The organism is Nonomuraea sp. NPDC052116 (assembly GCF_040680035.1).
GTDB classification, from domain to species: domain Bacteria; phylum Actinomycetota; class Actinomycetes; order Streptosporangiales; family Streptosporangiaceae; genus Nonomuraea; species Nonomuraea angiospora_A.
The window spans coordinates 117747-139918 of sequence record NZ_JBFAWA010000017.1 but is presented as its reverse complement, the minus strand read 5'-3'; the positions used below and the strand labels follow the sequence as shown (position 1 = coordinate 139918).

The 22172-nt window shown below is 68.2% G+C and carries 24 protein-coding genes; 15 read left to right on the top strand and 9 right to left on the bottom strand.

Annotated elements, in window-relative coordinates:
- Positions 1 to 13 precede the first annotated feature (13 nt).
- Positions 14 to 598, top strand: coding sequence for an isopentenyl-diphosphate Delta-isomerase (idi, locus tag AB0L65_RS30550; RefSeq protein WP_364251958.1), 585 nt, complete (start codon positions 14 to 16; stop codon positions 596 to 598).
- Between the two features lie 48 nt (positions 599 to 646).
- On the opposite strand, the gene AB0L65_RS30545 is transcribed toward idi, so the two are convergent.
- Both AB0L65_RS30545 and AB0L65_RS30540 read right to left on the bottom strand, forming a co-directional pair.
- Positions 647 to 1726: an inositol-3-phosphate synthase gene (locus tag AB0L65_RS30545; RefSeq protein ID WP_364251955.1), complete on the bottom strand. Its 1080-nt coding sequence runs from the start codon at positions 1724 to 1726 to the stop codon at positions 647 to 649.
- 13 nt (positions 1727 to 1739) lie between these two features.
- Positions 1740 to 2330 (bottom strand): PadR family transcriptional regulator, encoded by a 591-nt coding sequence (locus tag AB0L65_RS30540; RefSeq protein ID WP_350724184.1) that lies wholly within the window; start codon positions 2328 to 2330, stop codon positions 1740 to 1742.
- 134 nt (positions 2331 to 2464) lie between these two features.
- On the opposite strand from AB0L65_RS30540, the gene AB0L65_RS30535 reads away from it, so the two are divergent.
- The 4 genes from AB0L65_RS30535 to AB0L65_RS30520 all read left to right on the top strand — a co-directional run bounded on the left by AB0L65_RS30535 (position 2465) and on the right by AB0L65_RS30520 (position 8058).
- A complete protein-coding gene (locus AB0L65_RS30535) occupies positions 2465 to 2851 on the top strand; it encodes a DUF5318 family protein (RefSeq protein WP_350724183.1) in 387 nt (128 codons plus the stop codon).
- A gap of 403 nt (positions 2852 to 3254) precedes the next feature.
- Positions 3255 to 5666, top strand: coding sequence for a transglycosylase domain-containing protein (locus AB0L65_RS30530; protein ID WP_364251951.1), 2412 nt, complete (start codon positions 3255 to 3257; stop codon positions 5664 to 5666).
- On the top strand, positions 5663 to 6985 hold the full coding sequence (locus AB0L65_RS30525; RefSeq protein ID WP_364251948.1) for a glycosyltransferase 87 family protein: 1323 nt from the start codon (positions 5663 to 5665) through the stop codon (positions 6983 to 6985). The genes AB0L65_RS30530 and AB0L65_RS30525 overlap by 4 nt, the downstream gene beginning before the upstream one ends.
- Positions 6982 to 8058 carry a mannosyltransferase family protein gene (locus tag AB0L65_RS30520; RefSeq protein ID WP_363978843.1) on the top strand — a complete coding sequence of 359 codons (1077 nt, stop codon included), beginning with the start codon at positions 6982 to 6984 and terminating at the stop codon, positions 8056 to 8058. Before AB0L65_RS30525 ends, AB0L65_RS30520 begins: the two co-directional genes overlap by 4 nt.
- A 62-nt stretch (positions 8059 to 8120) precedes the next feature.
- Here the strand turns inward: AB0L65_RS30520 and AB0L65_RS30515 are convergent, their stop codons facing one another.
- The gene (locus tag AB0L65_RS30515; RefSeq protein WP_355192904.1) at positions 8121 to 8864 is read right to left on the bottom strand and encodes a deoxyribonuclease IV; all 744 of its coding nucleotides are present in this window, start codon (positions 8862 to 8864) and stop codon (positions 8121 to 8123) included.
- A 108-nt stretch (positions 8865 to 8972) separates the two neighbouring features.
- Here AB0L65_RS30515 and AB0L65_RS30510 point away from each other — a divergent pair, with 108 nt between their 5' ends.
- A complete protein-coding gene (locus AB0L65_RS30510; protein WP_364251945.1) occupies positions 8973 to 9152 on the top strand; it encodes a hypothetical protein in 180 nt (59 codons plus the stop codon).
- Between the two features lie 55 nt (positions 9153 to 9207).
- Here the strand turns inward: AB0L65_RS30510 and AB0L65_RS30505 are convergent, their stop codons facing one another.
- Positions 9208 to 9447: a hypothetical protein gene (locus AB0L65_RS30505; protein ID WP_364251942.1), complete on the bottom strand. Its 240-nt coding sequence runs from the start codon at positions 9445 to 9447 to the stop codon at positions 9208 to 9210.
- A 264-nt stretch (positions 9448 to 9711) separates the two neighbouring features.
- Here AB0L65_RS30505 and rpsF point away from each other — a divergent pair, with 264 nt between their 5' ends.
- The 7 genes from rpsF to AB0L65_RS30470 all read left to right on the top strand — a co-directional run bounded on the left by rpsF (position 9712) and on the right by AB0L65_RS30470 (position 14322).
- Positions 9712 to 10002: a 30S ribosomal protein S6 gene (rpsF, locus tag AB0L65_RS30500; protein WP_080044189.1), complete on the top strand. Its 291-nt coding sequence runs from the start codon at positions 9712 to 9714 to the stop codon at positions 10000 to 10002.
- A 78-nt stretch (positions 10003 to 10080) separates the two neighbouring features.
- Positions 10081 to 10653 carry a single-stranded DNA-binding protein gene (locus tag AB0L65_RS30495; RefSeq protein ID WP_364251939.1) on the top strand — a complete coding sequence of 191 codons (573 nt, stop codon included), beginning with the start codon at positions 10081 to 10083 and terminating at the stop codon, positions 10651 to 10653.
- Positions 10654 to 10717: 64 nt separating this feature from the next.
- Positions 10718 to 10954, top strand: a complete 237-nt coding sequence (gene rpsR, locus AB0L65_RS30490; RefSeq protein ID WP_020543048.1) for a 30S ribosomal protein S18 — start codon at positions 10718 to 10720, stop codon at positions 10952 to 10954.
- A 14-nt stretch (positions 10955 to 10968) separates the two neighbouring features.
- A complete protein-coding gene (gene rplI / locus AB0L65_RS30485; protein ID WP_185069541.1) occupies positions 10969 to 11415 on the top strand; it encodes a 50S ribosomal protein L9 in 447 nt (148 codons plus the stop codon).
- Between the two features lie 311 nt (positions 11416 to 11726).
- Complete coding sequence (locus tag AB0L65_RS30480) at positions 11727 to 12584, top strand: ABC transporter substrate-binding protein (protein WP_350724169.1); 858 nt, start codon at positions 11727 to 11729, stop codon at positions 12582 to 12584.
- Complete coding sequence (locus AB0L65_RS30475) at positions 12581 to 13582, top strand: amino acid ABC transporter permease (protein ID WP_364251936.1); 1002 nt, start codon at positions 12581 to 12583, stop codon at positions 13580 to 13582. The genes AB0L65_RS30480 and AB0L65_RS30475 overlap by 4 nt, the downstream gene beginning before the upstream one ends.
- Entirely contained in the window at positions 13579 to 14322 is a 744-nt protein-coding gene (locus AB0L65_RS30470) for an amino acid ABC transporter ATP-binding protein (RefSeq protein ID WP_364251933.1), read from the top strand. The genes AB0L65_RS30475 and AB0L65_RS30470 overlap by 4 nt, the downstream gene beginning before the upstream one ends.
- Before the next feature lie 53 nt (positions 14323 to 14375).
- Here AB0L65_RS30470 and AB0L65_RS30465 read toward each other — a convergent pair whose 3' ends face one another.
- Both AB0L65_RS30465 and AB0L65_RS30460 read right to left on the bottom strand, forming a co-directional pair.
- Entirely contained in the window at positions 14376 to 15848 is a 1473-nt protein-coding gene (locus AB0L65_RS30465) for an amino acid permease (protein ID WP_364251930.1), read from the bottom strand.
- A 125-nt stretch (positions 15849 to 15973) separates the two neighbouring features.
- On the bottom strand, positions 15974 to 17275 hold the full coding sequence (locus AB0L65_RS30460) for an MATE family efflux transporter (protein ID WP_364251927.1): 1302 nt from the start codon (positions 17273 to 17275) through the stop codon (positions 15974 to 15976).
- Positions 17276 to 17558: 283 nt separating this feature from the next.
- On the opposite strand from AB0L65_RS30460, the gene dnaB reads away from it, so the two are divergent.
- Entirely contained in the window at positions 17559 to 18914 is a 1356-nt protein-coding gene (dnaB, locus tag AB0L65_RS30455; protein WP_350724159.1) for a replicative DNA helicase, read from the top strand.
- Between the two features lie 60 nt (positions 18915 to 18974).
- Here dnaB and AB0L65_RS30450 read toward each other — a convergent pair whose 3' ends face one another.
- Complete coding sequence (locus tag AB0L65_RS30450; RefSeq protein WP_364251924.1) at positions 18975 to 19487, bottom strand: GtrA family protein; 513 nt, start codon at positions 19485 to 19487, stop codon at positions 18975 to 18977.
- Between the two features lie 154 nt (positions 19488 to 19641).
- Positions 19642 to 20490: an SDR family oxidoreductase gene (locus AB0L65_RS30445; protein WP_364251922.1), complete on the bottom strand. Its 849-nt coding sequence runs from the start codon at positions 20488 to 20490 to the stop codon at positions 19642 to 19644.
- 49 nt (positions 20491 to 20539) lie between these two features.
- Between AB0L65_RS30445 and AB0L65_RS30440 the strand changes: the two genes are divergently transcribed.
- Positions 20540 to 21019 carry a MarR family winged helix-turn-helix transcriptional regulator gene (locus AB0L65_RS30440; RefSeq protein ID WP_364251920.1) on the top strand — a complete coding sequence of 160 codons (480 nt, stop codon included), beginning with the start codon at positions 20540 to 20542 and terminating at the stop codon, positions 21017 to 21019.
- Here AB0L65_RS30440 and dnaN read toward each other — a convergent pair.
- Complete coding sequence (gene dnaN, locus AB0L65_RS30435) at positions 21002 to 22099, bottom strand: DNA polymerase III subunit beta (protein ID WP_364251917.1); 1098 nt, start codon at positions 22097 to 22099, stop codon at positions 21002 to 21004. The genes AB0L65_RS30440 and dnaN overlap by 18 nt on opposite strands.
- Positions 22100 to 22172: the final 73 nt, after the last annotated feature.

Sequence of the window (22172 nt, the reverse complement as noted above, 5' to 3'; positions counted from 1 at the left end):
TACGCTTCATAGCGTGACGACTGAGGAACACGTTGTGCTGGTCGACCGCGACGGCCACGCACTCGGGACAGCGCCCAAGCTGGCGGTGCACGGTCGCGAGACACCCCTTCACCTGGCGTTCTCCAGCTATGTCTTCGATCACGAGAGCCGGGTGCTGCTGACCAGGAGAGCGGACAGCAAGCTCACGTGGCCGGGGATCTGGACCAACAGCTGCTGCGGCCACCCGCTGCCGGGCGAGCCCCTGGAGCGGGCCGTCGAGCGCCGGCTCTCCTACGAGCTGGGGCTCACGGTGGACCGCGTCGACCTCATGCTGCCGGCCTTCTCCTACCGCGCCGTGATGGCCAACGGGATCGTCGAGCACGAGCTCTGCCCGGTCTACCGCGTCACCGTGACCTCGCCCGCCGTCCCCAACCCCGCCGAGGTGGGGGAGACGATGTGGATGCCGTGGAAGGAGTTCGCGGAGGGGGTGCGCAACGGGCTGCTGGCCGTCTCGCCCTGGTGCCAGGAGCAGGTGCCGCTGCTGGCCGACCTCGGCGCCGACCCGCTGACCTGGCATCCCGCCTCGCCCGCCGAGCTGCCCCCGGCCGCCCGCCCGTAGACGGCACGGCGCCGCACCCGTGGAGACGGGTGCGGCGCCGACGGGAGGTCAGCGCTCGACCTCACCCCGGATGAACTTCTCGACGTAGTCCCTGGCCTCGTCGTCCGAGAACTGCTTCGGCGGCGACTTCATGAAGTACGAGGACGCCGACAGGATCGGGCCCCCGATCCCGCGGTCGAGGGCGATCTTGGCGGCCCGTACCGCGTCGATGATGATCCCCGCCGAGTTCGGCGAGTCCCAGACCTCCAGCTTGTACTCGAGGTTGAGCGGCGTGTCGCCGAACGAGCGGCCCTCGAGCCGCACGAACGCCAGCTTCCGGTCGTCCAGCCACGGCACGTGGTCCGACGGCCCGATGTGCACGTCGGCCTTGCCCATCTCGTGCGGGATCTGCGAGGTGACCGCCTGCGTCTTCGAGATCTTCTTGGACTGGAGCCGCTTGCGCTCCAGCATGTTCATGAAGTCCATGTTGCCGCCGACGTTGAGCTGGTACGTGCGCAGCAGCTCCACCCCGCGGTCCTCGAACAGCTTGGCCATCACGCGGTGCGTGATGGTGGCGCCTACCTGCGACTTGATGTCGTCGCCGACGATCGGCACCCCGGCCTTGGTGAACTTCTCCGCCCACACCGGGTCGGAGGCGATGAAAACCGGCAGCGCGTTCACGAACGCCACGCCGGCGTCGATGGCGCACTGGGCGTAGAAGCGGTCCGCGTCCTCCGAGCCCACCGGCAGGTAGGAGACCAGGACGTCGACCTGGTTGTCACGGAGCACCTGGACGACATCGACGGGCGCCTCGTCGGACTCCTCGATGATCTCCCGGTAGTACTCACCCAGACCGTCGAAGGTATGGCCGCGCTGGACGGTCACCCCCGTGGGCGGCACGTCGCAGATCTTGATCGTGTTGTTCTCGCTGGCGACGATCGCCTCCGCCAGATCACGGCCGACCTTCTTGGCGTCGACGTCGAACGCGGCGACGAACTCGACGTCACCGACGTGATAATCGCCGAACTTCACGTGCATGAGGCCCGGGACCCGAGTGTCCGGGTCGGCGTCCCTGTAGTAGTGGACGCCCTGGACCAGCGATGACGCGCAGTTTCCGACACCGACAATGGCCACGCGAACCGAACCCATCGCATTCGCTCCCTTACTCATCAGTTGACGTGGTATCTCTTGCGGGCCCCTCTTCCGATGAGGCCCGACGCTCTGTCGCGATCAGCTCGTTGAGCCAGCGCACCTCGCGCTCGACCGACTCGAGCCCATGCCGCTGCAGCTCGAGCGTGTAACTGTCGAGGCGCTCCCTGGTGCGCGCCAGAGCCGTGCGCACCGCGTCGAGCCGCTCCTCCAGCCGGCTACGGCGGCCTTCGAGAATGCGCAGCCGTACTTCCGCCTCGGTGTGGCGGAAGAACGCGAAGTGCACGCCGAAACTCTCGTCCTCCCAAGCGGAGGGGCCGGCCTGCGTCAGCATGTCCTGTAGCCGTTCCTTGCCCTCGGCCGTCAGCTTGTAAACGATCTTCGATCTGCCGCCGACGATCGTGGTGGGAGCGGGTTGCTCCTCCACGATGAGGCCCTGAGCCAGGAGTGATCGCAGACAGGGGTACAGCGATCCGTAGGAGAACGCACGGAACATCCCCAGCAGGGCGTTGAGCCGTTTGCGCAGCTCATAGCCGTGTAGTGGCGTCTCGTGCAGCGACCCGAGCACGGCCAGTTCCAAGACCCTGCCCTGTCCGCCGCCCATCGGAACCCGCCCCCTCTCGCGTCGATGTATCGAGCCGATACATCCCCAGGATACGTCGCGTCGCTATATGGCGGCAATCTGTGAATCTGCCAAGTCGTTGGGATGCAGCCGCAAAACGCCGTAGTCTGGCGCTCATGTGGTCACAGCGAAGGGTGGTGGATTACGGCCTTGCGAAACGGGCGGTGGTCCGCTCCCTGCGCATGGGGCGCACCTCGCGGGGCGACGTGTGTGACGCACAGCCCTACCTCCTTCGCGCGGCGCGCCACCTGGGCGAGCCGACCGAACGTCTCTGCCCGGTATGCGAAAGGGAGAACGTCACCAATGTGACCTACGTCTACGGCGATGCGCTCGGTAGGCATGCCGGACAGGCAAAGGTCACATCGGAACTCGTCGCAATGGCTCATGATTACGATGAGTTCCGCGTGTACGTTGTCGAGGTCTGCCAAGGTTGTTCCTGGAACCACCTGACGGTTTCATACGTCCTCGGAAACGGACCGCCTGACCTCGTCAGCCAACTGTGAAGACCGAGGGCGGCGAGATACCTCACGCCCACCGCCGTTTATGTTTCCGACGACGATGCGAGGACGTGTGAGTAACAGCATGAATGAGGGGACGGCCCGCCCAGGAAGGCGCCGTCGTTCCAGCTCATCCCGTTCTGTGCCCCAGGGTTCTCCTCCGCAAACCGGTGAGTCGGGCTGGGGTGGTCCGGCGCAGCCGCAGCGTCGTCCGGAAGCCGCTTACGAGCAGACCGGCGCCATGGCCGCGCAGCCGTACGACGAGCCTCCCAGGCGCGGTGACGGGCCTCCGACGCGTGGCGACGGACCGCCCACGCGCGGTGACGGCCCTCCCATGCGTGGCGACGGGCCGGCTACGCGCGGTGACCAGCCGGGGCCGCGCACGCGCGCCCGGCAGGAGGCGCGGGGGATGAGCAACCAGGAGACGATCGTCAGCGACGCGCCGCGGCGCTCGCGCAGGAAGGGCGACGGCGGGCCGCCCGGGCCGCCCGGGCCTCCGACCAAGAAGGGCGGCGGCGACGGCAAGGGCGGCTGGCGCAGGTTCGTGCCCAGCTGGAAGATCGTCGTGGCCGGGTTCGTGGTGCTCGCGGCCGGCCTCTTCGGCATGGTCATGGTCGCGTACGCCAACACGCCGGTGCCGACCGCCGACCAGGCCAAGTCCGACGCGCTCGCGCAGCAGAGCACCATCTACTACCGGGACGGCAAGACCGAGATCGCCAAGCTCGGTACGAAGCGCGAGATCCTCGATGACATCTCCAAGATGTCCCCGAGCGTCCGGGACGCCGCGGTGGCCATCGAGAACAAGACGTTCTACGAGGACTCCGGCGTCTCCATCTCCGGCATGTTCCGCTCGCTGTACATGACCGCGACCGGACAGCAGCTCCAGGGCGCCTCGACGATCACTCAGCAGATGGCCCGTAACTACTACGACGGCCTCAGCCAGGAAGTGTCCATCAAGCGCAAGGTCATGGAGATCTTCGTCGCGGTCAAGCTCGACGAGGAGTTGTCCAAGGACGACATCCTGAAGACCTACCTGAACACCGTCAACTTCGGCAAGGCCTATGGCGTCCAGGCCGCCGCGCAGGCGTACTTCGACAAGGACGCCACCGCCGCCAAGCTGACGCCCGAGCAGGGCGCCTACCTCGCCGCGCGCATCCAGCAGCCCAACTGGGAGCCCGATGCTCCCGAGCTCAAGGCCCGCTGGAAGACCGTCATCCAGTACATGGCCGAGCAGTGGCCGGACAAATACGGCAAGCTGCCGGAGACCGCGAAGTTCCCCAAGCTCCGCAAGGACAGCGACAGCAACGAGCTCGGCGGCCTCCGGGGCTACATGGTGACGCAGGTCCTCCAGGAGCTGAAGGAGCGGCGCGGCCTCACCCCCGACGCGGTCAGGAGCGGCGGCTACCACATCATCTCCACGTTCGACAAGAGGCTCATGAAGGCCGCCGATGTCGCGGTGAAGAGCACGACGGACGGCATGACCAAGGAGTTCCACGCGGGTCTGGCCGCGGTGGACCCGAAGAACGGCCGCGTTCTGGCGTTCAATGGCGGAAGCAACTACGTCACCGACCCGTTCAACGAGCCCTTCGACGCCAAGAAGCAGGCCGCGTCCGCGTTCAAGCCGTACGTGCTGGCGGCCTGGCTGCAGGCCGGCTACTCGCTGAAGAGTTTCGTGCCGGGCAACGTGACGGTGCCGAAGGTGCTGCCGGGCCAGGCGCGGGGCGGCTTCAAGAACAGCCACAACGTCGGCCAGGCCGTCGACGTGATCAAGGCCACCGCCCAGTCGGTCAACACGGCGTACGTGTCGATGGCGTACGCGCTCCCCGGCAAGATCGACGACGTGAAGAACCTCGTCGAGGCGGCCGGGTTCAACCAGCAGCGCATGGAAGACGACGTCGACAAGCACCACTACCAGTTCGCCATCGGCAGCGCCCTGGTGACGCCGATCGAGCAGGCCGCCGGCTACTCCATCTTCGCCAACGCGGGCAAGTACACCAAGTACCACGTGGTGCAGGAAGTCAGGCTGGGCAAGCAGGTCGTCTACGGTGAGCAGCTGGCCTCCAAGCGGGTCATCGACCCGGGTGTCGCCGCCGACGCCACCGTCGCCATGGAGGAGGTGCTGCGGAGCGGCACCGCGCGGGGCAAGGGGCTGGGCAACCGGCCGGCCGCCGGCAAGACCGGCACGAACAATGACGAGAACGGCGCCTGGTTCGTCGGCTACACGCCGCAGATCTCCGCCGCGGTCGGGTTCTACCGCGAGGAGTGCAAGACGAAGACGGGCAAGGTCGTCCCGCCCAACGCGAACCGCACCTGCCCGGTGACGCCCAACAACAAGAAGAGCACGAAGTACAACGGCCAGAATCCCTGGAGCTTGCCGTACGAGCGGGGTCTGGGCTTCGAGGGTGCTGACGCGCCCACGCTCACGTGGCAGAAGTTCATGCTGGCGGCTCACGAGAACCTGCCGGTCGAGCAGTTCCCCCAGAAGGCCGATGTGGGGTTGGCCGAGAACATCGTGCCGAGCCCCGAGCCCAAGCCGACGAAGACCCCCGACAACCCGTTCGACACCGGGGACAACCCCTTCGACGACCAGGGCAACCAGGACTGCCTCGTCAACCCGTGTGACGACAACGCCACCCCCGACGACGACGTCACCATCGAAGACCCGGGCAACAACGGGAACAACGGCAACCACGGCAACAACGGAAACAACGGCGACGGCGGCATCCCGCAGACCGCCGACGGCGACGGGGTCGGTGGCGGCCGGGCGCCCGAACCGAGACCCTCGGGATGGTCGCCGATGTCCAGACCTGAGGACCGGTGACGAGCACGGAGGTGCGCGTCCCCTTCGTGGCGCGTGCCGTTCCGTACCTTCCCCTGGGGCTGTTCGCGGCCCTGGGGGCGACCCTCGCGTACGTCGTGCGCCTGCCCTGCCGCACCGGCGGCTGGAACGACCAGGTCACGACGTACACGAACTTCTGCTACACCGACATCTACCCCCTGTACTTCGACAGGGCACTGTCGACCCAGGATCCCTACTTCGCCGCCGTGCCGTTCGACAAGCAGGTCGAGTACCCGGTCGTGCTGGGCGAGGTCATGCAGGTGATCAGCTGGTTCGCCAGGGCGGTCGGAGCCGACGTGGGCGCGCAGGCCGTCAGGTTCTACGACCTGACGGTCATCCTGCTCGGCATCTGCCTGGTCGTCGGCGTCCTGCTGATGGCCGCGGTGGCCGGGCCCACGCGGCGGTGGGACGCGCTCTGGTACGCCATCTCGCCCGCCGTCGTGCTGGCCGCGTACATCAACTGGGACCTGGTCGCCGGCGCGCTGTCGATGGGCATGCTGCTGGCCTGGGCGCGGCAACGGCAGGTGCTGGCCGGGGTGCTGCTGGGGCTGGCCATCGCGACCAAGTTCTATCCCCTGATGTTCTTGGGGGCGCTGTTCCTGCTCACGTTGCGCACCGCGCGATGGCGGCCGTTCCTGGTCACCCTGGGCTCCACGGCCGGCGCGTGGATCGTGGTCAACGCGCCGTTCATGATCTTCGCGTGGGAGGGATGGCGCAGGTTCTACGTCTTCTCCCAGGAACGCGGGGTCGACTGGGGCTCGCCGTGGCTGTTCTTCCAGAACAAGGGGATCCCCATCCTGGGGGACGGCGACGTCAGCAAGCTGGGCATGGCGTCCCTGGCCATCCTGTGCCTGGGCATCGCCGTGCTCGCGCTGGCCGCGCCGCGGCGGCCCAGGCTGGCGCAGATCTGCTTCCTGGCGCTGGCCGCGTTCATGATGACGAACAAGGTGTGGTCGCCGCAGTTCGTGCTCTGGCTCGTGCCTTTCGCCGTGCTGGCCAGGCCCAACTGGAAGCCGCTGGTGTTGTGGCAGCTCGCCGAGATCTGGTACTTCGTCGCCATCTGGCTCTACCTGGTCGCGCAGGCGCCCTTCAGCAGGAACGACCTGGGCATCGGTGACGACACGTACTTCACCGCCGTCTGGGGGCGGGTCATCACGATCGGGATCATGATGGCGTTCGTGGTGCGGGACATCCTCCGTCCCGACAAGGACGTGGTCCGCCAGGGCGACGTCGACGACCAGGGTGGGGGCGTCTTCGACGACGCTCGTGACCGGTTCACGCTGACACCAGCCGTTCGATGATCACCCGCTCGGCCGGCCGGGACGCGTTACTGCTCTGGTTCGGCTCGCGGGCGGGGCTGCTGGTGATGACGCTGCTGGGGACGGCCCTCGGCGCGTACGCCGACAAGTGGCGCAAGTGGGATGCCGGGCTGTTCATCACCATCGCCCAGTACGGCTACGACGGCGAGCCCGGCAAGCCTGTGGACGACGGGCTGCCCGCGTTCTTCCCCGGCTTTCCGATGCTGCTGCGGGTGGTCCACCTCGTCGTGCCGGACTGGGCGGCGGCCGGGCTGCTCATCTCGCTCGCCGCCGGGGCGGTGGCCATGGTGGCGCTGGCCCGGCTGGCCGAGCTGGAAGGCGCCTCCGGCTGGATGGCGGTGCTGGCGCTGCTGCTCTACCCGATGGCGGTGTTCCTGGCGGCGGGTTACAGCGAGTCCCTCTTCCTGGCCTTCGCGATCCCGGCCTGGCTGGCCGCCAGGCAGGGGCAATGGTCCTTAGCGGCGTCCCTCGCCGCGGGCGCCTCGTGCGTGCGGATCACGGGGCTGTTTCTCGCGGTCGCGCTCGTCGTGGAGTTCTTCACCCGGCGTGAGCCGATCCGGCAGCGCATCCGGCAGGCGGGGTGGCTGGTCGTGCCGTTCGTGCCGCTGGCGACGTACTCGTACTACCACTACCGCAGGTCGGGTGACTGGTTGGCGTGGAAGCACGCGCAGGAGGCCGGGTGGGGGCGGGACTTCGCCTGGCCGTGGGAGGCGTGGAAGACGACCTGGCGCTCGGCCATGGGCTCCGACGACTTCGCGGTGGCGTTCCGGATGGAGATCACCGGGGCGGTCGTGGCGTTGGCGGCGCTGATCTGGCTGCTCGCGCTGCGCCGGTGGAGCGAGCTGGTCTACACGGGGCTGCAGGCGGCGGCGTTGATGACCTCGGCGTACTACCTGTCGATCCCGCGCTCGCTGCTGCTGTGGTTCCCGCTGTGGATCCTGGTCGCGAAGGTCGCGACCAGGAGGCCGTGGGTGATGGTCGTGTACGCCCTGATCTTCGGGCCGCTCATGCTGCTCAACGCGGAACGTTTCCTGAGCGGCGCGTGGGCGGGATAATTCCCTACCCACTTCTTCGTCTTGGTAATCCAGGGAAGTTATCCACAGGCTGTGTGTATTTCCTAGAGATTCTTGCGCAGGAACGCGATGTCGTCCGCCTGGCCGTCGGCGGGCGTCTCCACCACGATCGGCGCGTCGGCCGCGCGGCAGACCGCCAGGATCAGCTCGGGGTCGATTTTCCCCTTGCCCAGGTTGGCGTGGCGGTCGGCGCCGGAGTCGAAGTCGTCGCGCGAGTCGTTGCAGTGGACGAGGTCGATCCGGCCGGTGATGGCCTTGACCCGCTCGACCAGGTCGACCAGCTCCTCGCCGCCCGCGTGGGCGTGGCAGGTGTCGAGGCAGAAGCCCACGTCGAACCCGTCGAGCGCCTCCCACAGCCGGGCGATGCGCTCCAGCTTGCGCGCCATCGCGTTGCCGCCGCCCGCGGTGTTCTCGATCAGCACGGGGATGGGGCACTCCATGCGCTCGAACACCTTGCGCCAGTTGTCGAAGCCGGCCTGTGGATCGTCGCTCTTGTTGACGTGGCCGCCGTGCACGATCAGGCCCTTGGCGCCGAGCCCGGCGGCGGCCTTGAGGTGCTGCTCCAGCAGCTTGCGGCTGGGGATCCTGATGCGGTTGTTCGTGGTGGCGACGTTGACCAGGTAGGGGGCGTGGATGTAGATGTCGACGCCCTCGACCGGTTTGGCGGGCAGCACCGGCTTGTCGTACCCCTGCGGGTCGCCGAGGAAGAACTGCACCACCTCGGCCCCCACCGCCTCGGCGTGGGCGGCGGGATCGTCCTGATCGACATGAGCTCCGATGCGCACCATAGTTCCCGAGCTTACGCCGCAGAGCAGGGCGGCAGCCGGGGGACCGATCGGTTTGCCGGACGCGCGCTCGGGAAGTCGCCATGCGCCCCCAAATCGAGGAGAAACGACATGGCACACTGGCGCTGGCGAGCGCTGATCTTATTCGTTTACATCGTGATCGGGATCTACGTGGGCTGGGTGTACCACTACATCACCCCCGGACTGCTCAGGGACCTCGCGGAAGCGCTGCTCGCGGTGTTCCTCTGGTTCCTGGTCCTGCTCGGTATAGATCTGCACATCGGCGGGTGAGCGGCATGCGGGAACGGCCCCGCGCCGGGGCCGTTCCGCAGCACCTCGATGACGTTCAGTGGGGGAGAAAGCCCCCGTGGGCGATGCCCAGCGCGGCTCCCACGAACGATCCCACGATGCCGACGATGTTGAGCGCACGCTGCGGCGTGGTCGCCGAGACGTACTGGGAATACAACCCGACCCCGAAGCCCAGCGTGCCGACCCACGAGGAGATCGGATGCGCGGAGACCCAGAATGTGGAGACGAAGGCAACGAGACCGCAAACGAGCGCTCCCACCGCCAGGGCGTTCTCCACCGGATGCGCATGTCCGTCGCTGTTGAGTGTGAGCCTGAACCGCTCCCTCTCGGAGGGCTGAAGGACATGTGGCACGGCCACCACCCCCTAGGTTTCCTAAAGGCCTTCCCACCTTCCCGCGGCTGGTAACCTGGGCAAGCTGCGTTGTGATGGTCGAACCATCGCCCCGGGGCGCCGAAAGGGGCGCCCGGGCACAGACGTCAGCGTCCTCCTGTCACGGCAGAGTGTCGTGACCGCAAGAGTCCAGAGGAGGTTGGAGTCCGCATGCGTCGTTACGAAGTAATGGTCATCCTGGACCCTTCGCTCGATGAGCGCACTGTCGCGCCGTCCCTCGACCAGTTCCTCTCCGTGGTCCGCAACGACGGCGGCACCGTGGAGAAGGTCGACGTCTGGGGCCGTCGCCGTCTCGCCTACGACATCGACAAGAAGTCGGAAGGCATCTACGCCGTCATCGACCTGTCCGCGGAGCCCGCGACGGTCAAGGAGCTCGACCGGCAGATGAACCTCAACGAGGGCATCCTGCGCACCAAGGTCCTGCGTCCGGACGTGCACTAACCCCCGGTTTTTGTCGGGGAAGCCCCGTACTCTGAGCCGTAACCCAAGCGAAGGCGTGCAGGAAGGCGAGCGCTAGCCATGGCAGCAGGCGACACCGTAATCACCATCGTCGGCAACCTCGTCGACGACCCGGAGCTGCGCTTCACCCCGACGGGGCAAGCGGTGGCTCGATTCCGCATCGCGTCCACTCCGCGGTTCATGGATCGTCAGACCAACGAGTGGAAAGATGGCGAAAGCCTCTTCCTGACCTGCAACGTGTGGCGGCAGGCGGCGGAGAACGCCGCCGAGAGCCTGCAGCGCGGGATGCGGGTCATCGTGCAGGGGCGGCTCAAGCAGCGGTCCTACGAGACCAAGGAAGGCGAGAAGCGCACCGTTTACGAGGTCGAGGTCGACGAGGTCGGCCCGTCCCTGCGTAACGCGACCGCCAAGGTCAACCGCACCTCCCGCCAGGGTGGTGGCGGCGGCGGAGGCGGCTTCGGCGGCCCGGCCGACGACCCGTGGGCCTCCGCCTCGCCCGCCCCGCCCCAGGGCGGCGGCGGTTACGGCGGCGGCGGTGGCGGTGGTGGCGGCTTCGGAGGCGGCGGCGGCCAGCAGGGCGGCGGCGGCTTCGGAGGCGGCGGCGGCGACTTCAGCGACGAACCGCCTTTCTAAAACCTGTCCACAAGCCCGAGTCCATTCCCGCCCGTGAAGGCGGGGCTCTGAAAGGAGCACCACGATGGCTAAGCCGGCACTGCGCAAGCCGAAGAAGAAGGTTTGCCTGTTCTGCCACGACAAGATCTCCTACGTCGACTACAAGGACACGGCGCTGCTGCGGAAGTTCATCTCCGACCGCGGCAAGATCCGTGCGCGCCGGGTGACGGGCAACTGCACCCAGCACCAGCGCGACGTGGCGACCGCGATCAAGAACGCGCGTGAGGTGGCCCTGCTGCCTTACACGAGCACCGCGCGCTAAGGAGGCCTGTCGATATGAAGCTCATCCTCACCAACGAGGTCTCCGGCCTCGGCACCCCTGGCGACGTCGTCGAGGTCAAGGACGGCTACGGCCGTAACTACCTCATCCCGCGCGGCTACGCCATGCGCTGGACGCGGGGCGCCGAGAAGCAGATCGAGACGATCAGGAAGGCTCGCGACGCTCGCGAGATCCGCGACCTCGGCACCGCCAAGGAGGTCGCCGGTCAGATCGGCGCGCTGCGCGTCCGCCTGACCACGCGCGCCGGCGAGTCCGGCCGCCTGTTCGGCTCGATCACGACGGGCGACATCGCCGACGCCGTCAAGGCCGCCGGTGGCCCGATCGTCGACCGCCGCCGCATCGAGATCGTCAACCCGATCAAGAGCGTCGGCTCGCACCGCGTCACCATCAAGCTCCACCCCGAGGTTTCGGCCTCTGTGGACGTCGAGGTCGTCGCGGGCTGAGTCCTGCTGCGAAAGCCCCCTCCGCCCGGAGGGGGCTTTCACGTTTCCTGCCCTCGTGAGCGCCTTCCCGGAAACGCCCGCTGGCCACCGGCTGAAAAACCCCATCCTGTACGGCTGCGCACGGTCAGGCCACCCGCCGTACTCCGGCTCAGCGCCTTCCAGGAAACGCCCGCTGACCCTTCACCGGCGGGCCGCCGTTACGCGAGCCCATCTTGGCCAACTCCGTGGTCAGGGGCACCGCCGGGCGTAATTTCCTATTCGGTCAGCGTAGAATGCGTTCGTTCTTTCGCATGTTCCCCCTGGAGGCTGCCATGGCCCGTCCCCTTATGCTGCTCGCGCTGGCCGTGGCGCTCGTCGGCTGCGCGCCGGTCGACAACACGTCGAGCTCGGCGAGCCCGATCGCGTCAACGTCCACCGCGTGCACCAAGGACCAGCTCAAGCTGGTCAACGCGGGCAAGCTGACCATCGGCACCGACAAGCCCGCCTTCGAGCCCTGGTTCAAGGACGACGACCCGAGCAACGGGCAGGGCTTCGAGAGCGCGGTGGCCTTCGCAGTGGCGGGGGAGCTCGGCTTCGACCGCACCGAGGTGCAGTGGAGCACGATCAAGTTCGACTCGGCGTTCGCCCCTGGCGTCAAGCAGTTCGACTTCGACGTCAACCAGGTGTCCATCACGCCCGACCGGGCCAAGGCGGTCGACTTCAGCAAGGGCTACTACACCGTCAAGCAGGCCATCGTGGCGATCGACGGGAGCAAGTTCGCCGGGGCGAAGAGCCTGGCCGAGCTGCAGAGCGCGAAGATCGGCGTACAGGTGGGCACGACCTCGCTCGACGCGGTGAAGAACGTCATCAAGCCCGCCGACGACCCCAACGTCTACAACGAGCAGATCGACGCCGTCAACGCGCTGAAGAACAAGCAGGTGGACGCGCTGGTCGTGGACCTGCCGACGGCGTTCTACGTGACGGCCGCGCAGGTCGAGAAGTCCAAGATCGTGGGGCAGTTCAGCTCGACGGGTGGCACGCCCGAGGAGTTCGGGCTGGTCATGGAGAAGGGCAGCGCGCTCAAGCCGTGCGTCGACAAGGCCGTTGAGGCGCTGAAGTCTAAGGGCGAGCTGGCCAAGATCGAGCAGGCGTGGCTCGGCTCGGCGGCGGGCGCGCCAGAGCTGCGATGAGCGAGTTCGACGAACCCGGCAAGGGCGCGGCGGGCAAATCCGGCGAACCCGGCAAGGCGGCGGTGGGCGAGCCCGGTGGACCTGGCAAGCCGGCGGCGGGCGAGTTCGGCCGAGTCGGTCAGGCCGCGGGCGAGTTCGGCGGGTCCGGGACGGGTGCGGCGGGCGCGTGGGTCAAGTCGGAGCGGCAGGTCGAGCGGGAGCGGGTGCGCCGGTCGCACGCCCGCCGCTCGGCGTCGCTCGCGACGGTTTCGACGATCGTCTTCATCGTGCTGGTCGCCTGGATCGTCACGAACTCACCCGGCTGGCCCACGGTGCAGGACAAGTTCTTCAACCCCGACGAGCTCGTCAAGGCGCTGCCCGACGTGCTGAAGGGCTTCCTGCTCAACATCAAGATCTTCCTGATCGCCGAGCCGCTGATCCTGGTCGTCGGGATGCTGGTGGCGCTGGCCAGGGGGATCAGGAAGCCCGCGTTCTTCCCGATCCGGGCGCTGGCCACGCTCTACACCGACGTCTTCCGCGGTGTGCCGACGATCCTGGTGATCTACCTGACCGGGTTCGGGCTGCCCGCGCTCCGGCTGCAGGGCATTCCGACCGACCTGGTGACACTGGGCATCATCGCGTTGACGCTCTCGTACGGCGCATACGTGGCCGAGGTGTTCCGCTCGGGCATCGACTCCATCCACCCGAGCCAGGTCGCGGCGGCCCGCTCGCTGGGGCTGAGCCACTTCAAGACCATGCGGTTCGTGGTGCTGCCGCAGGCCACCCGCAGGGTCGTGCCGCCGCTCCTGAACGACTTCGTCTCGCTGCAGAAGGACACCGCGCTCGTGGCGACCATCGGGCCGCTGGAGGCGCTCAGGCAGGCGCAGATCCACGCGGCCAGCACGTTCAACTACACGGCCTACCTGGCGGCGGCGCTGCTGTTCATCCTGCTGACCATCCCCTTGGCGAGGTTCACCGACCACCTGGCGGCCCGCACGCGCAGGAGGCGTGGCGCATGAGCCTTCTCACTATTGACGGGGTGTGGAAGAACTTCCGCGACCACAGCGTGCTGCGCGGCATCGACCTCGAGGTGCGCCCGCATGAGGTGGTGAGCCTCATCGGGGCCTCCGGCTCGGGCAAGTCCACGCTCCTGCGCTGCGTCAACCTGCTGGAGACCGTGGACGACGGCGTGATCCTCCTCGACGGCGAGGACATCACCGACCCGCGCGTGAACGTGGACGACGTGCGCAAGAGGCTCGGCATCGTGTTCCAGGCGTTCAACCTGTTCCCGCACATGACCGTGCTGGACAACGTCACGCTCGCGCCGCGCCAGGTGCACAAGGTGGCCAAGGGGGAGGCCGAGGAGCAGGCGCACGGCCTGCTGGCCAGGTTCGGGCTGGCGGACAAGGCGCGGGCCTACCCCGACCAGCTCTCGGGCGGGCAGCAGCAGCGGGTGGCCATCATCAGGGCGCTGGCCACGCAGCCCAGGCTGATGCTGCTGGACGAGGTCACCTCGGCGCTCGACCCCGAGCTGGTGCTGGAGGTGCTGGGGGTCATCAAGGAGCTCAAGGAGTCGGGCATGACGATGATCCTCACGACTCACGAAATGAGCTTTTGTCGCGATATTTCGGACACGGTGTGCTTCCTCGACGGTGGCGTGCTCCTGGAGAAGGGCCCCGCCGAGCAGATCTTCACCGAGCCGGAGAACCCCCGCACCAGGGAGTTCCTGCGCAGCGTCCTGGAGTCGGGCCGACTCTAGCGGCGGCGGTGTCCGCATACTGACCCGATCGGGGGTGCGGTGGCGGGCCGGCTCTAGCGGCGGTGGCGGCCGCGGGCCGGCTCGATCGGGGTGTGCGGGCGGGCCAGCAGGCTGTGGCGGCGGCCGTACACGAGGTAGACCAGCAGGCCGAAGGCCATCCACAGGGCGAACCACGCCCAGGTGAGCAGCTGCAGGTTCACCATCAGCCAGAGCGTGGCCACCAGCGACAGCCCCGGCAGCAGCGGCGAGAGCGGCACCCTGAACCCCCGCTCCAGGTACGGCATGCGCCGCCGCATCACGATCACCCCGGCCGCCACGAACGCGAACGCGAACAGCGTCCCGATCACCACGAGCTCCTGCATCGTGAGCACCGGCACGAACTCGGCCAGCACGATCGCCACGACCCCGATCACCAGCGTCACCCGGGTCGGAGTGTGATATTTCCGGCTGACCGTGGCCAGGCCGCGGGGGATCAGCCCGTCGCGGGCCATCGAGAACAGCACCCGCGTCTGCCCCACGATCAGCACCAGGATCACCGTCGTCAGACCGAGCACCGCGCCCACGTCGATGACGTGCACCATCCAGTCCACGCCGACCGCCCGGAACGCCCCGGTCAGCGGCGCGTCCTCGGAGATCTTCGTGTACGGGACCATGCCCACCATGACCAGGGCCACCGCGATGTAGAGGACGGTGGCGATGATCAGGCTGCGGATCATGCCCTTGGGCACGGCGGCCGGAGCGTTCACGGTCTCCTCGGCGGAGGTGGCCACGATGTCGAACCCGATGTACGCGAACGCGATGGCCGAGGCCGCCGCGAAGATCCCGAACCAGCCGAACGCGTGGCTCTGGCCGAACAGGATCTCCAGCACGGTCGTGGGCGGCTTCTGCAGGATCTTGGACGGCACGTGGAACTCGCCGAAGTTCCGCACGTCGATGTGGGGCAGGCCCACGACGATGACCGCCCCGATGGCCAGCAGCTTCGCCGCCACCATGATCCACAGGGCCCGCAGCCCGATCCGCGCGCCGAGCGCCACCACGCCGGTGAGCAGCACCAGGATCACGAACACGAGGACGTCGCCGACGAGTTCCTGGTGCGGCACGCGTACCCCGAAGTTGGCGATCGCCCCGACCGTGATCGCGGCCCACGCCCTGGCCACGACGGCGGCGGCGAACTGCAGCTCCAGGATCAGCGCCCAGCCGATGATCCACGCCCAGACCTCGCCGAAGATGACGTATGTGAAGGTGTAGGCGCTGCCCGAGGTCGGCATCGTGGACGACAGCTCGGCGTAGCACAGGCAGGCGAGCAGGCAGGCGATGCCCGCGATCATGAAGGACAGGATGACGCCGGGACCCGCCGTGGTGGCCGCCTGCCGCCCGGCGATGGAGAAGATGCCGGCGCCGATGATCACACCGAGTCCGAGCACCACCAGGTCGGCCGGGCGGTACAGCTCGGCCAGGCTGTGGCGGGCGCCCGTGCGTAGTCCGGTCGCCTCGGTGGGTGGCAGTCGCCGCAGAATCGTGGACAAGGAACACCCCGCTCAGGGAACGCGCCCACAATGTCTCACCACTCGGACAACAGCAAGCACAGGACGGTCACAGTGTTTCCGCAGATCACTGCAGGTAGCGGGGCCTGTGCCCAAAGTAAGAGCGCCTACGCTCCGGTCACCAGCCAGGCGGTGCCGGCGGCCCGGCGTACGAGGCTGACCAGGCGGGCGAGCATCCACACCCCGAGCGCGCACCAGAGGGCGACGACCCCGAAGCCGGAGGCGAGGAGGGCGGCGGGGAGGTACGCCAGCGTCGTCCACACCCCCGCCCACGCCAGGTAGCGCTGGTCGCCCGCGCCGATCAGCACGCCGTCGAGCACGAACACGACCCCGCACACCGGCTGGAACGCCGCCACCGGCCACATCAGCGCCAGCAGCAGGTCGGTGACCTGCGGGTCCGTGTCGAACAGCCCGGGCAGCAGCGGCCTGGCGGCCACGACCAGCAGGCCGAGCAGCACGCCCGACCAGCCGCCCCACTGCACCATCCGCCTGGTCGCGGCCCTGGTGGACACGACGTCTCCGGCGCCGAGCGAGCGTCCCGTGATGGCCTGCCCGGCGATGGCGATGGCGTCCAGCGCGAACGCCAGCAGCGTCCACACCTGGGTGGCGATGGCGTACGCGGCCAGCTCCGCCTCGCCCATCCTGGTGGCGATCACGGTGGCCGCGAGCAGCACCACCCGCAGGCAGAGGGTACGGACGAGCAGCGCGAACCCGGCCGTGCCCGCCTCCTTGACCCCCGCAAGACCGGGCGTGAGCGGCGTCCCCAGCCGCCGCGCGCCCCGCGCCACGACGGCGAGGTAGACGGCCGCGCCCAGCGTCTGCGCGATCACCGTGCCCCAGGCCGACCCGGCGATGCCCCACCCCAGCCCCAGCACGAACCAGGCGTTCAGGACCGCGTTCAGCACGAACGAGCCGATGGCGACGGCCAGCGGCGTGACGGTGTCCTGCAGGCCGCGCAGCACCCCCGTCCCGGCCAGCACGACCAGCATGCCGGGCGCGCCGAGCAGGCTGATCCGCAGGTACGTCACGGCCTGCGCGCCCTGCCCCTCGCCCGCCCCGAACAGCTCCACGATGGCGGGGGCCAGCGGCCAGCACACGGCGATCAGGAGCGCGCCGATGGCCAGGGCCAGCCAGATCCCGTCCACACCGCTGCGCATGGCCCGCGCGTGGTTCCCGGCGCCCGTCTGACGCGCCACGGAGGCCGTGGTGCCGTACGCGAGGAAGACGCACAGGTTCACCAGGGTCGCGAGAACCGTGCCCGCCACCCCCAGCGCCCCCACCGCCGTGGTGCCCAGCCCGTGACCCACGATGGCGTAGTCGGCGAGGAGGAAGAGCGGCTCGGCCACCAGCGCGCCGAACGCCGGTACGGCTAAGCGGAGTATCTCCCGATCCCTGGGGGTAATGAGCATTTGTCCATTATGGCCATTACACGGCGTGTCGGCGAAACTTTCTTTTCTCCACAGCCGGTGGATACCGTTCGCCCAGGTCAGAGGCCATTCGGTGGATATCCGAGAGAGTTATCCACAGCAACTGTCCACAGGCCTTTCACACCTTGGGCACGGTAGTGCACAGCTTGGCCACAGGGTTGTCCACAGGTCGCGTTGCCGTCGGCTCGCGACTCCGAGAAACTGTCAGACCGGTCGGCTACAAGTGGGGGTGGTGCGACCGCCTGCAAGTGTTCGAGGGGGCGCGGTGAGTATTGACGACGAGACGGGCGCAGGCCCTGGTTTCGAGCGCACCCCCCCGAACAACATCGAGGCGGAGCAGTCCGTCCTGGGCGGCATGCTGCTGTCCAAGGACGCCATCGCCGACGTCGTCGAGATCCTGCGGTCCGACGACTTCTACCGGCCCGCCCATCAGATGGTCTACGAGGTCATCACCGACCTCTACGGAAGGGGCGAGCCCGCCGACGCGGTCACCGTCTTCGACGAGCTGCAGAAGCGCGGCGAGATGGCCCGGGTGGGCGGGGCCGCCTACCTCCACACCCTCACGGCCGTCGTCCCCACCGCGGCCAACGCGGGCTACTACGCCAAGATCGTCAGGGAGCAGGCCATCCTGCGCCGCCTCATCGAGGCCGGCACCCGCATCGTCTCCTTCGGCTACGGCGGGCAGAACGAAGAGGTCGACGACCTCGTCGACCGCGCCCAGGCGGAGATCTACAAGGTCACCGAACGCCGCACCTCGGAGGACTACGCGCCCCTGGCCGACATCATGCCCGGCGCCCTCGACGAGCTGGAGGCCATCGGCAGCCGCGGCGGCCAGATGGTCGGCGTGCCGACCGGCTTCCAGGACCTCGACCAGCTCACCAACGGCCTCCACCCGGGCCAGATGATCGTTGTGGCCGCCCGGCCTGCCATCGGTAAAAGTACGCTAGGTCTGGATTTCGCCCGTTCTGCGGCTATCAAGCATGGGATGACCACGGTCATCTTCTCGCTGGAGATGTCGCGCAACGAGATCACCATGCGTCTGCTGTCCGCCGAGGCCCGGGTCGCCCTCCATGCCATGCGCTCGGGCATGATGGGCGACGACGACTGGACGCGCCTGGCCCGGCGGATGAGCGAGGTGGCGGAGGCGCCGCTGTTCATCGACGACTCGCCCAACATGTCGATGATGGAGATCCGGGCCAAGTGCCGGCGGCTCAAGCAGCGTAACGACCTGCGGTTCGTGGTCATCGACTACCTCCAGCTGATGAGCTCGCCGAAGAAGACCGAGAGCCGGCAGAACGAGGTCTCGGAGATCTCCCGTGCGATCAAGCTGCTGGCCAAGGAGCTGGAGGTGCCGGTCATCGCGATCTCCCAGCTCAACCGTGGCCCGGAGCAGCGCACGGACAAGCGCCCCGCGGTGAGCGACCTGCGTGAGTCCGGGTCCATCGAGCAGGACGCCGACATGGTCATCCTGCTGCATCGGGAGGATGCTTACGAGCGGGAGTCGCCGCGGGCGGGTGAGGCGGACCTGATCGTGGCCAAGCACCGTAACGGCCCCACGGCGACGGTGACGGTGGCGTTCCAGGGCCACTACAGCCGGTTCGTGGACATGGCGCAGCACTGACGGGCGCAGCAGCGGCATGAAGCAGTCCAATCGCCGAAACGGCTTCTGGATTCGCTGCCGTCAAGCCGCCTCGTCCGTGGAATCGGGAGCGGGAGCCAGTCGTACGCTGCCGGACTGGCCCTTCTCGTCGGGGAAGACCCACTTTCGGAGCGCCCAGAAGCGGAAGACCATGGCGATCAGCGTGCCGATGATCTGCGCGCTCATGAAGTCGGCGATCTCCTGGGTCACCAGGCTCACCTCCGGGGTCTCCAGGTGGAACACGTACCGGGAGATCCATAGCGGCGCGGAGCTGAGCACCAGACCGACGCCACTGACCAGGAAGAACAGCGCCGCCTCGTGACGGCGCTCGCGGCCGCCCCTGGTCCGGAACGACCATTCGCGGTTCAACACGTAGGACACGATCGTCGCCACGAGCACCGCGATGATCTTCGCGGTTACCGGCTTCGGTTCCAAAATGGTCAGCTTCAGCCCGTAGAACACCGCGTTGTCCACTAAGAACGTTGTTCCACCCACCACCGCGAACTTCAGCAGTTCACGATGCTTCAGCGCAAGTGCGTGCAGCGGTTCCGGCAATCTTGCGAGTACGGCTTTCGCTATTCGGAGCACCCTCGATCTTCTCACCGGTCGAACACCCTGGTAACAAATCAAGTTCCCCGGACCCTACAACCTGACGTTCCTGCGCCGGCTGCGCGACCACGGAGGCCCGGCCCTGCTCCCGGAGTGACGGTCAGGGGCGGAGCTCGGCGGCGTGGGCGCGGGCGAAGTCGGCGAACGACCGGGCCGGGCGGCCCATCACCTTCTCGAAGTCCGGCGTCGTGTAGTCACCCCACCCCGCCGAGTACGCCGTCAGGTACTCCCTGGTGACCGCCGCGATCCACGGGGACAGCCCGGCGTCCACCATCGACCGTTGGACGTCGTCCGGCGCCATCGACTGATAGGCGATCGGAGTGCCGTACACCTCGTCCAGCACGGCGGCCACGTCCCGCAGTGAGACGGCGGCCGGGCCCGTGAGAGTGTAGGTGCTGCCCTTGTGCTGTGCGGGAGCGCGCAGGACCGTGGCGGCGAAGTCGCCGATGTCGCGTACGTCGATCATGCCGAGCCGCCCCTCGCCGAGCCCGCCGTACAAGGTGTCGCCGTTGACCGAGCCGAAAAGGTTCTGCATGAAGAAGGCCGGGCGGATGACGGTCCAGTCGAGGCCAGAGGCCGCGAGCTCGACGTCCGACAGGGCGTGCAGGCGGCCGTTGCGGGTCGGCGCGTCGTGGGCCGCGCCGATGGCCGACATGCGGACGACGTGGCTCACCCCGGCTTGCCGGGCGGCCCAGACGGCGTTCATGCTCGCGTGCGGCGCCTGCGGGCCCATGGCGGTCAGCAGCCACAACGTGTCCACGCCGTGGAAGGCCCGGTCGAGCGTGGCGGGGTCGTCCAGATCGCCGACCGTGACCTCCACCCCCGACGGCGCCTTGGCCGCGTCACGCACGAGGACCCGCACGTCCCCTATGCCGGACAGGGTGCCGGACAGGGAGCGGAGGACAGCGCTGGAAACGGTGCCGTTGGCACCCGTGATCAAGATGCTCATGCCGTCGACGATATAGTAATATTTAGTGACAATCAAGATTAATGACTAAATGGAGGACGTGACCGTGCGCAGGAGCCGGCGCAAGCAGGAAGAGCCCGATCTCGGCATCCTGTCCAGCAGGACTCTTTTCAGCCTGCAGCGGCAGCTGTTCGAGACGCTGGGCAGGCAGGGGCATCCCGGGCTCAGGCCCCGGCACGGGGCGGTGCTCGCGTACCTGGATGACGAGGGCAGCAGGGCCACGGACCTGGCCGCGCAGTCGGGCCAGCACAAGCAGGTGATCGGCACGCTGGTGGACGAGCTGGTCGAGCTGGGCTACGTGGAGCGCCAGCCGGACCCGGCCGACCGGCGGGCCAAGCTGATCGTGCCCACCGAGAAGGGGCGCGATCACATGGTCAAGTCGGACGCCATCCTCGCCGCCATGGAGGCGGAGCACGCCGAGGCCGTGGGCGAGGAGGCGTACACGGAGTTCAAGAGGGTGTTCAAGCTGGTCGCCGAGCGCCAGACCGGCGGCTCAGCCCTGGCGGAGTGACATGACGAGGTAGCGGAAGGCGGGCTCGGCGTCGCCGGGCACGTCCTGGATCAGGGCGGGCCTGGTCGGCGACTCCATGTTGATGCGGGCCAGCTCGCTCTCGATCCCGGTCAGCCCGTCGAGCAGGAACTGCGACTGGAAGGCGATCTGGATGTCGTCGCCGCGCAGCTCGCAGTCGACCACCTCAGCGCCGCGCCCGATGTCGCCGCCGCCCGCCTGGATGAGCACCTGCCCCTGGCTGAACGACAGCCGGATCGCGGTGTTGCGCTCGGCCACCAGGGCGACCCGCTTGATGGCGTTGACGAACGGCGCCACCGCCACGTCGGCCCTGATCGACCAGTCGGAGGTCAGCCGGGCGCGATAGTCGATGAACTGCTCGTCGAGCAGCCGCACAGTCGTGCTCCGCCCGACGCTCTCGAACCCCGCCACCCCGTCGCCCATCGCGATCGACACCTCGCCACCGCGCAGCGACTTGGCCACCTCGACCAGCACCTTCGCCGGGACCATGGCCGAGACCGCGAGATCGGGGCCGGCCGGGCGCCAGGCGAAGTCGCGGGCGGCGATGCGGTAGCGGTCGGTGGCCGCCATGGCCACGGACTCGCCCTCGATGTCGACCCTGATGCCGGTGAGCATGGGCAGCGTGTCGTCGCGGCTGGCGGCGGGTGCGACCTGGCCGACCGCCGAGGCGAACACGCCGCCGCCGACGGCGCCGATGCTCGGCGGCATCGTGGGCATGGTCGGGAAGTCCTCGACCGGCATCGTGATCAGCCCGAACTCCGCGCTCCCGCAGGTCAGCACCGCCTCGGCGCCCTCGGTGACGATCTCCACGTCGTCGGCTGGCAGGCTCCTGCTGATCTCGGCCAGCAGCCGACCGGGGATCAGCACGCTGCCCGTCTCGGCCACGTCGGCGTCGACCGAGGCCCTGGCCGAGACGTCGTAGTCGAACGCGGACAGGACCAGCTCGTCGCCCGCCTCCAGCAGCAGCCCGGACAGGACGGGCACCACGGGGCGGGAGGGCAGGACTCGGGCAGCCCACGCCACCGCATCTGCCAGAACATCGCGGTTAACCCGGATTTTCACCTGCTACCACCCCTTCGTCGCCATGCCCTTATGAAAATAGCCGGTGCGACCGACAAGTCGGGGCAGTCTCCGG

Bases quoted from the DNA above. Each gene is read 5' to 3' on its own strand.
- AB0L65_RS30545 (WP_364251955.1), bottom strand. From the start codon at position 1,726: ATGGGTTCGGTTCGCGTGGCCATTGTCGGTGTCGGAAACTGCGCGTCA.
- AB0L65_RS30540 (WP_350724184.1), bottom strand. From the start codon at position 2,330: ATGGGCGGCGGACAGGGCAGGGTCTTGGAACTGGCCGTGCTCGGGTCG.
- AB0L65_RS30535 (WP_350724183.1), top strand. From the start codon at position 2,465: ATGTGGTCACAGCGAAGGGTGGTGGATTACGGCCTTGCGAAACGGGCG.
- AB0L65_RS30530 (WP_364251951.1), top strand. From the start codon at position 3,255: ATGAGCAACCAGGAGACGATCGTCAGCGACGCGCCGCGGCGCTCGCGC.
- AB0L65_RS30520 (WP_363978843.1), top strand. From the start codon at position 6,982: ATGATCACCCGCTCGGCCGGCCGGGACGCGTTACTGCTCTGGTTCGGC.
- AB0L65_RS30515 (WP_355192904.1), bottom strand. From the start codon at position 8,864: ATGGTGCGCATCGGAGCTCATGTCGATCAGGACGATCCCGCCGCCCAC.
- AB0L65_RS30510 (WP_364251945.1), top strand. From the start codon at position 8,973: ATGGCACACTGGCGCTGGCGAGCGCTGATCTTATTCGTTTACATCGTG.
- rpsF (WP_080044189.1), top strand. From the start codon at position 9,712: ATGCGTCGTTACGAAGTAATGGTCATCCTGGACCCTTCGCTCGATGAG.
- AB0L65_RS30495 (WP_364251939.1), top strand. From the start codon at position 10,081: ATGGCAGCAGGCGACACCGTAATCACCATCGTCGGCAACCTCGTCGAC.
- rpsR (WP_020543048.1), top strand. From the start codon at position 10,718: ATGGCTAAGCCGGCACTGCGCAAGCCGAAGAAGAAGGTTTGCCTGTTC.
- rplI (WP_185069541.1), top strand. From the start codon at position 10,969: ATGAAGCTCATCCTCACCAACGAGGTCTCCGGCCTCGGCACCCCTGGC.
- AB0L65_RS30480 (WP_350724169.1), top strand. From the start codon at position 11,727: ATGGCCCGTCCCCTTATGCTGCTCGCGCTGGCCGTGGCGCTCGTCGGC.
- AB0L65_RS30475 (WP_364251936.1), top strand. From the start codon at position 12,581: ATGAGCGAGTTCGACGAACCCGGCAAGGGCGCGGCGGGCAAATCCGGC.
- AB0L65_RS30470 (WP_364251933.1), top strand. From the start codon at position 13,579: ATGAGCCTTCTCACTATTGACGGGGTGTGGAAGAACTTCCGCGACCAC.
- AB0L65_RS30460 (WP_364251927.1), bottom strand. From the start codon at position 17,275: ATGCTCATTACCCCCAGGGATCGGGAGATACTCCGCTTAGCCGTACCG.
- AB0L65_RS30445 (WP_364251922.1), bottom strand. From the start codon at position 20,490: ATGAGCATCTTGATCACGGGTGCCAACGGCACCGTTTCCAGCGCTGTC.
- AB0L65_RS30440 (WP_364251920.1), top strand. From the start codon at position 20,540: ATGGAGGACGTGACCGTGCGCAGGAGCCGGCGCAAGCAGGAAGAGCCC.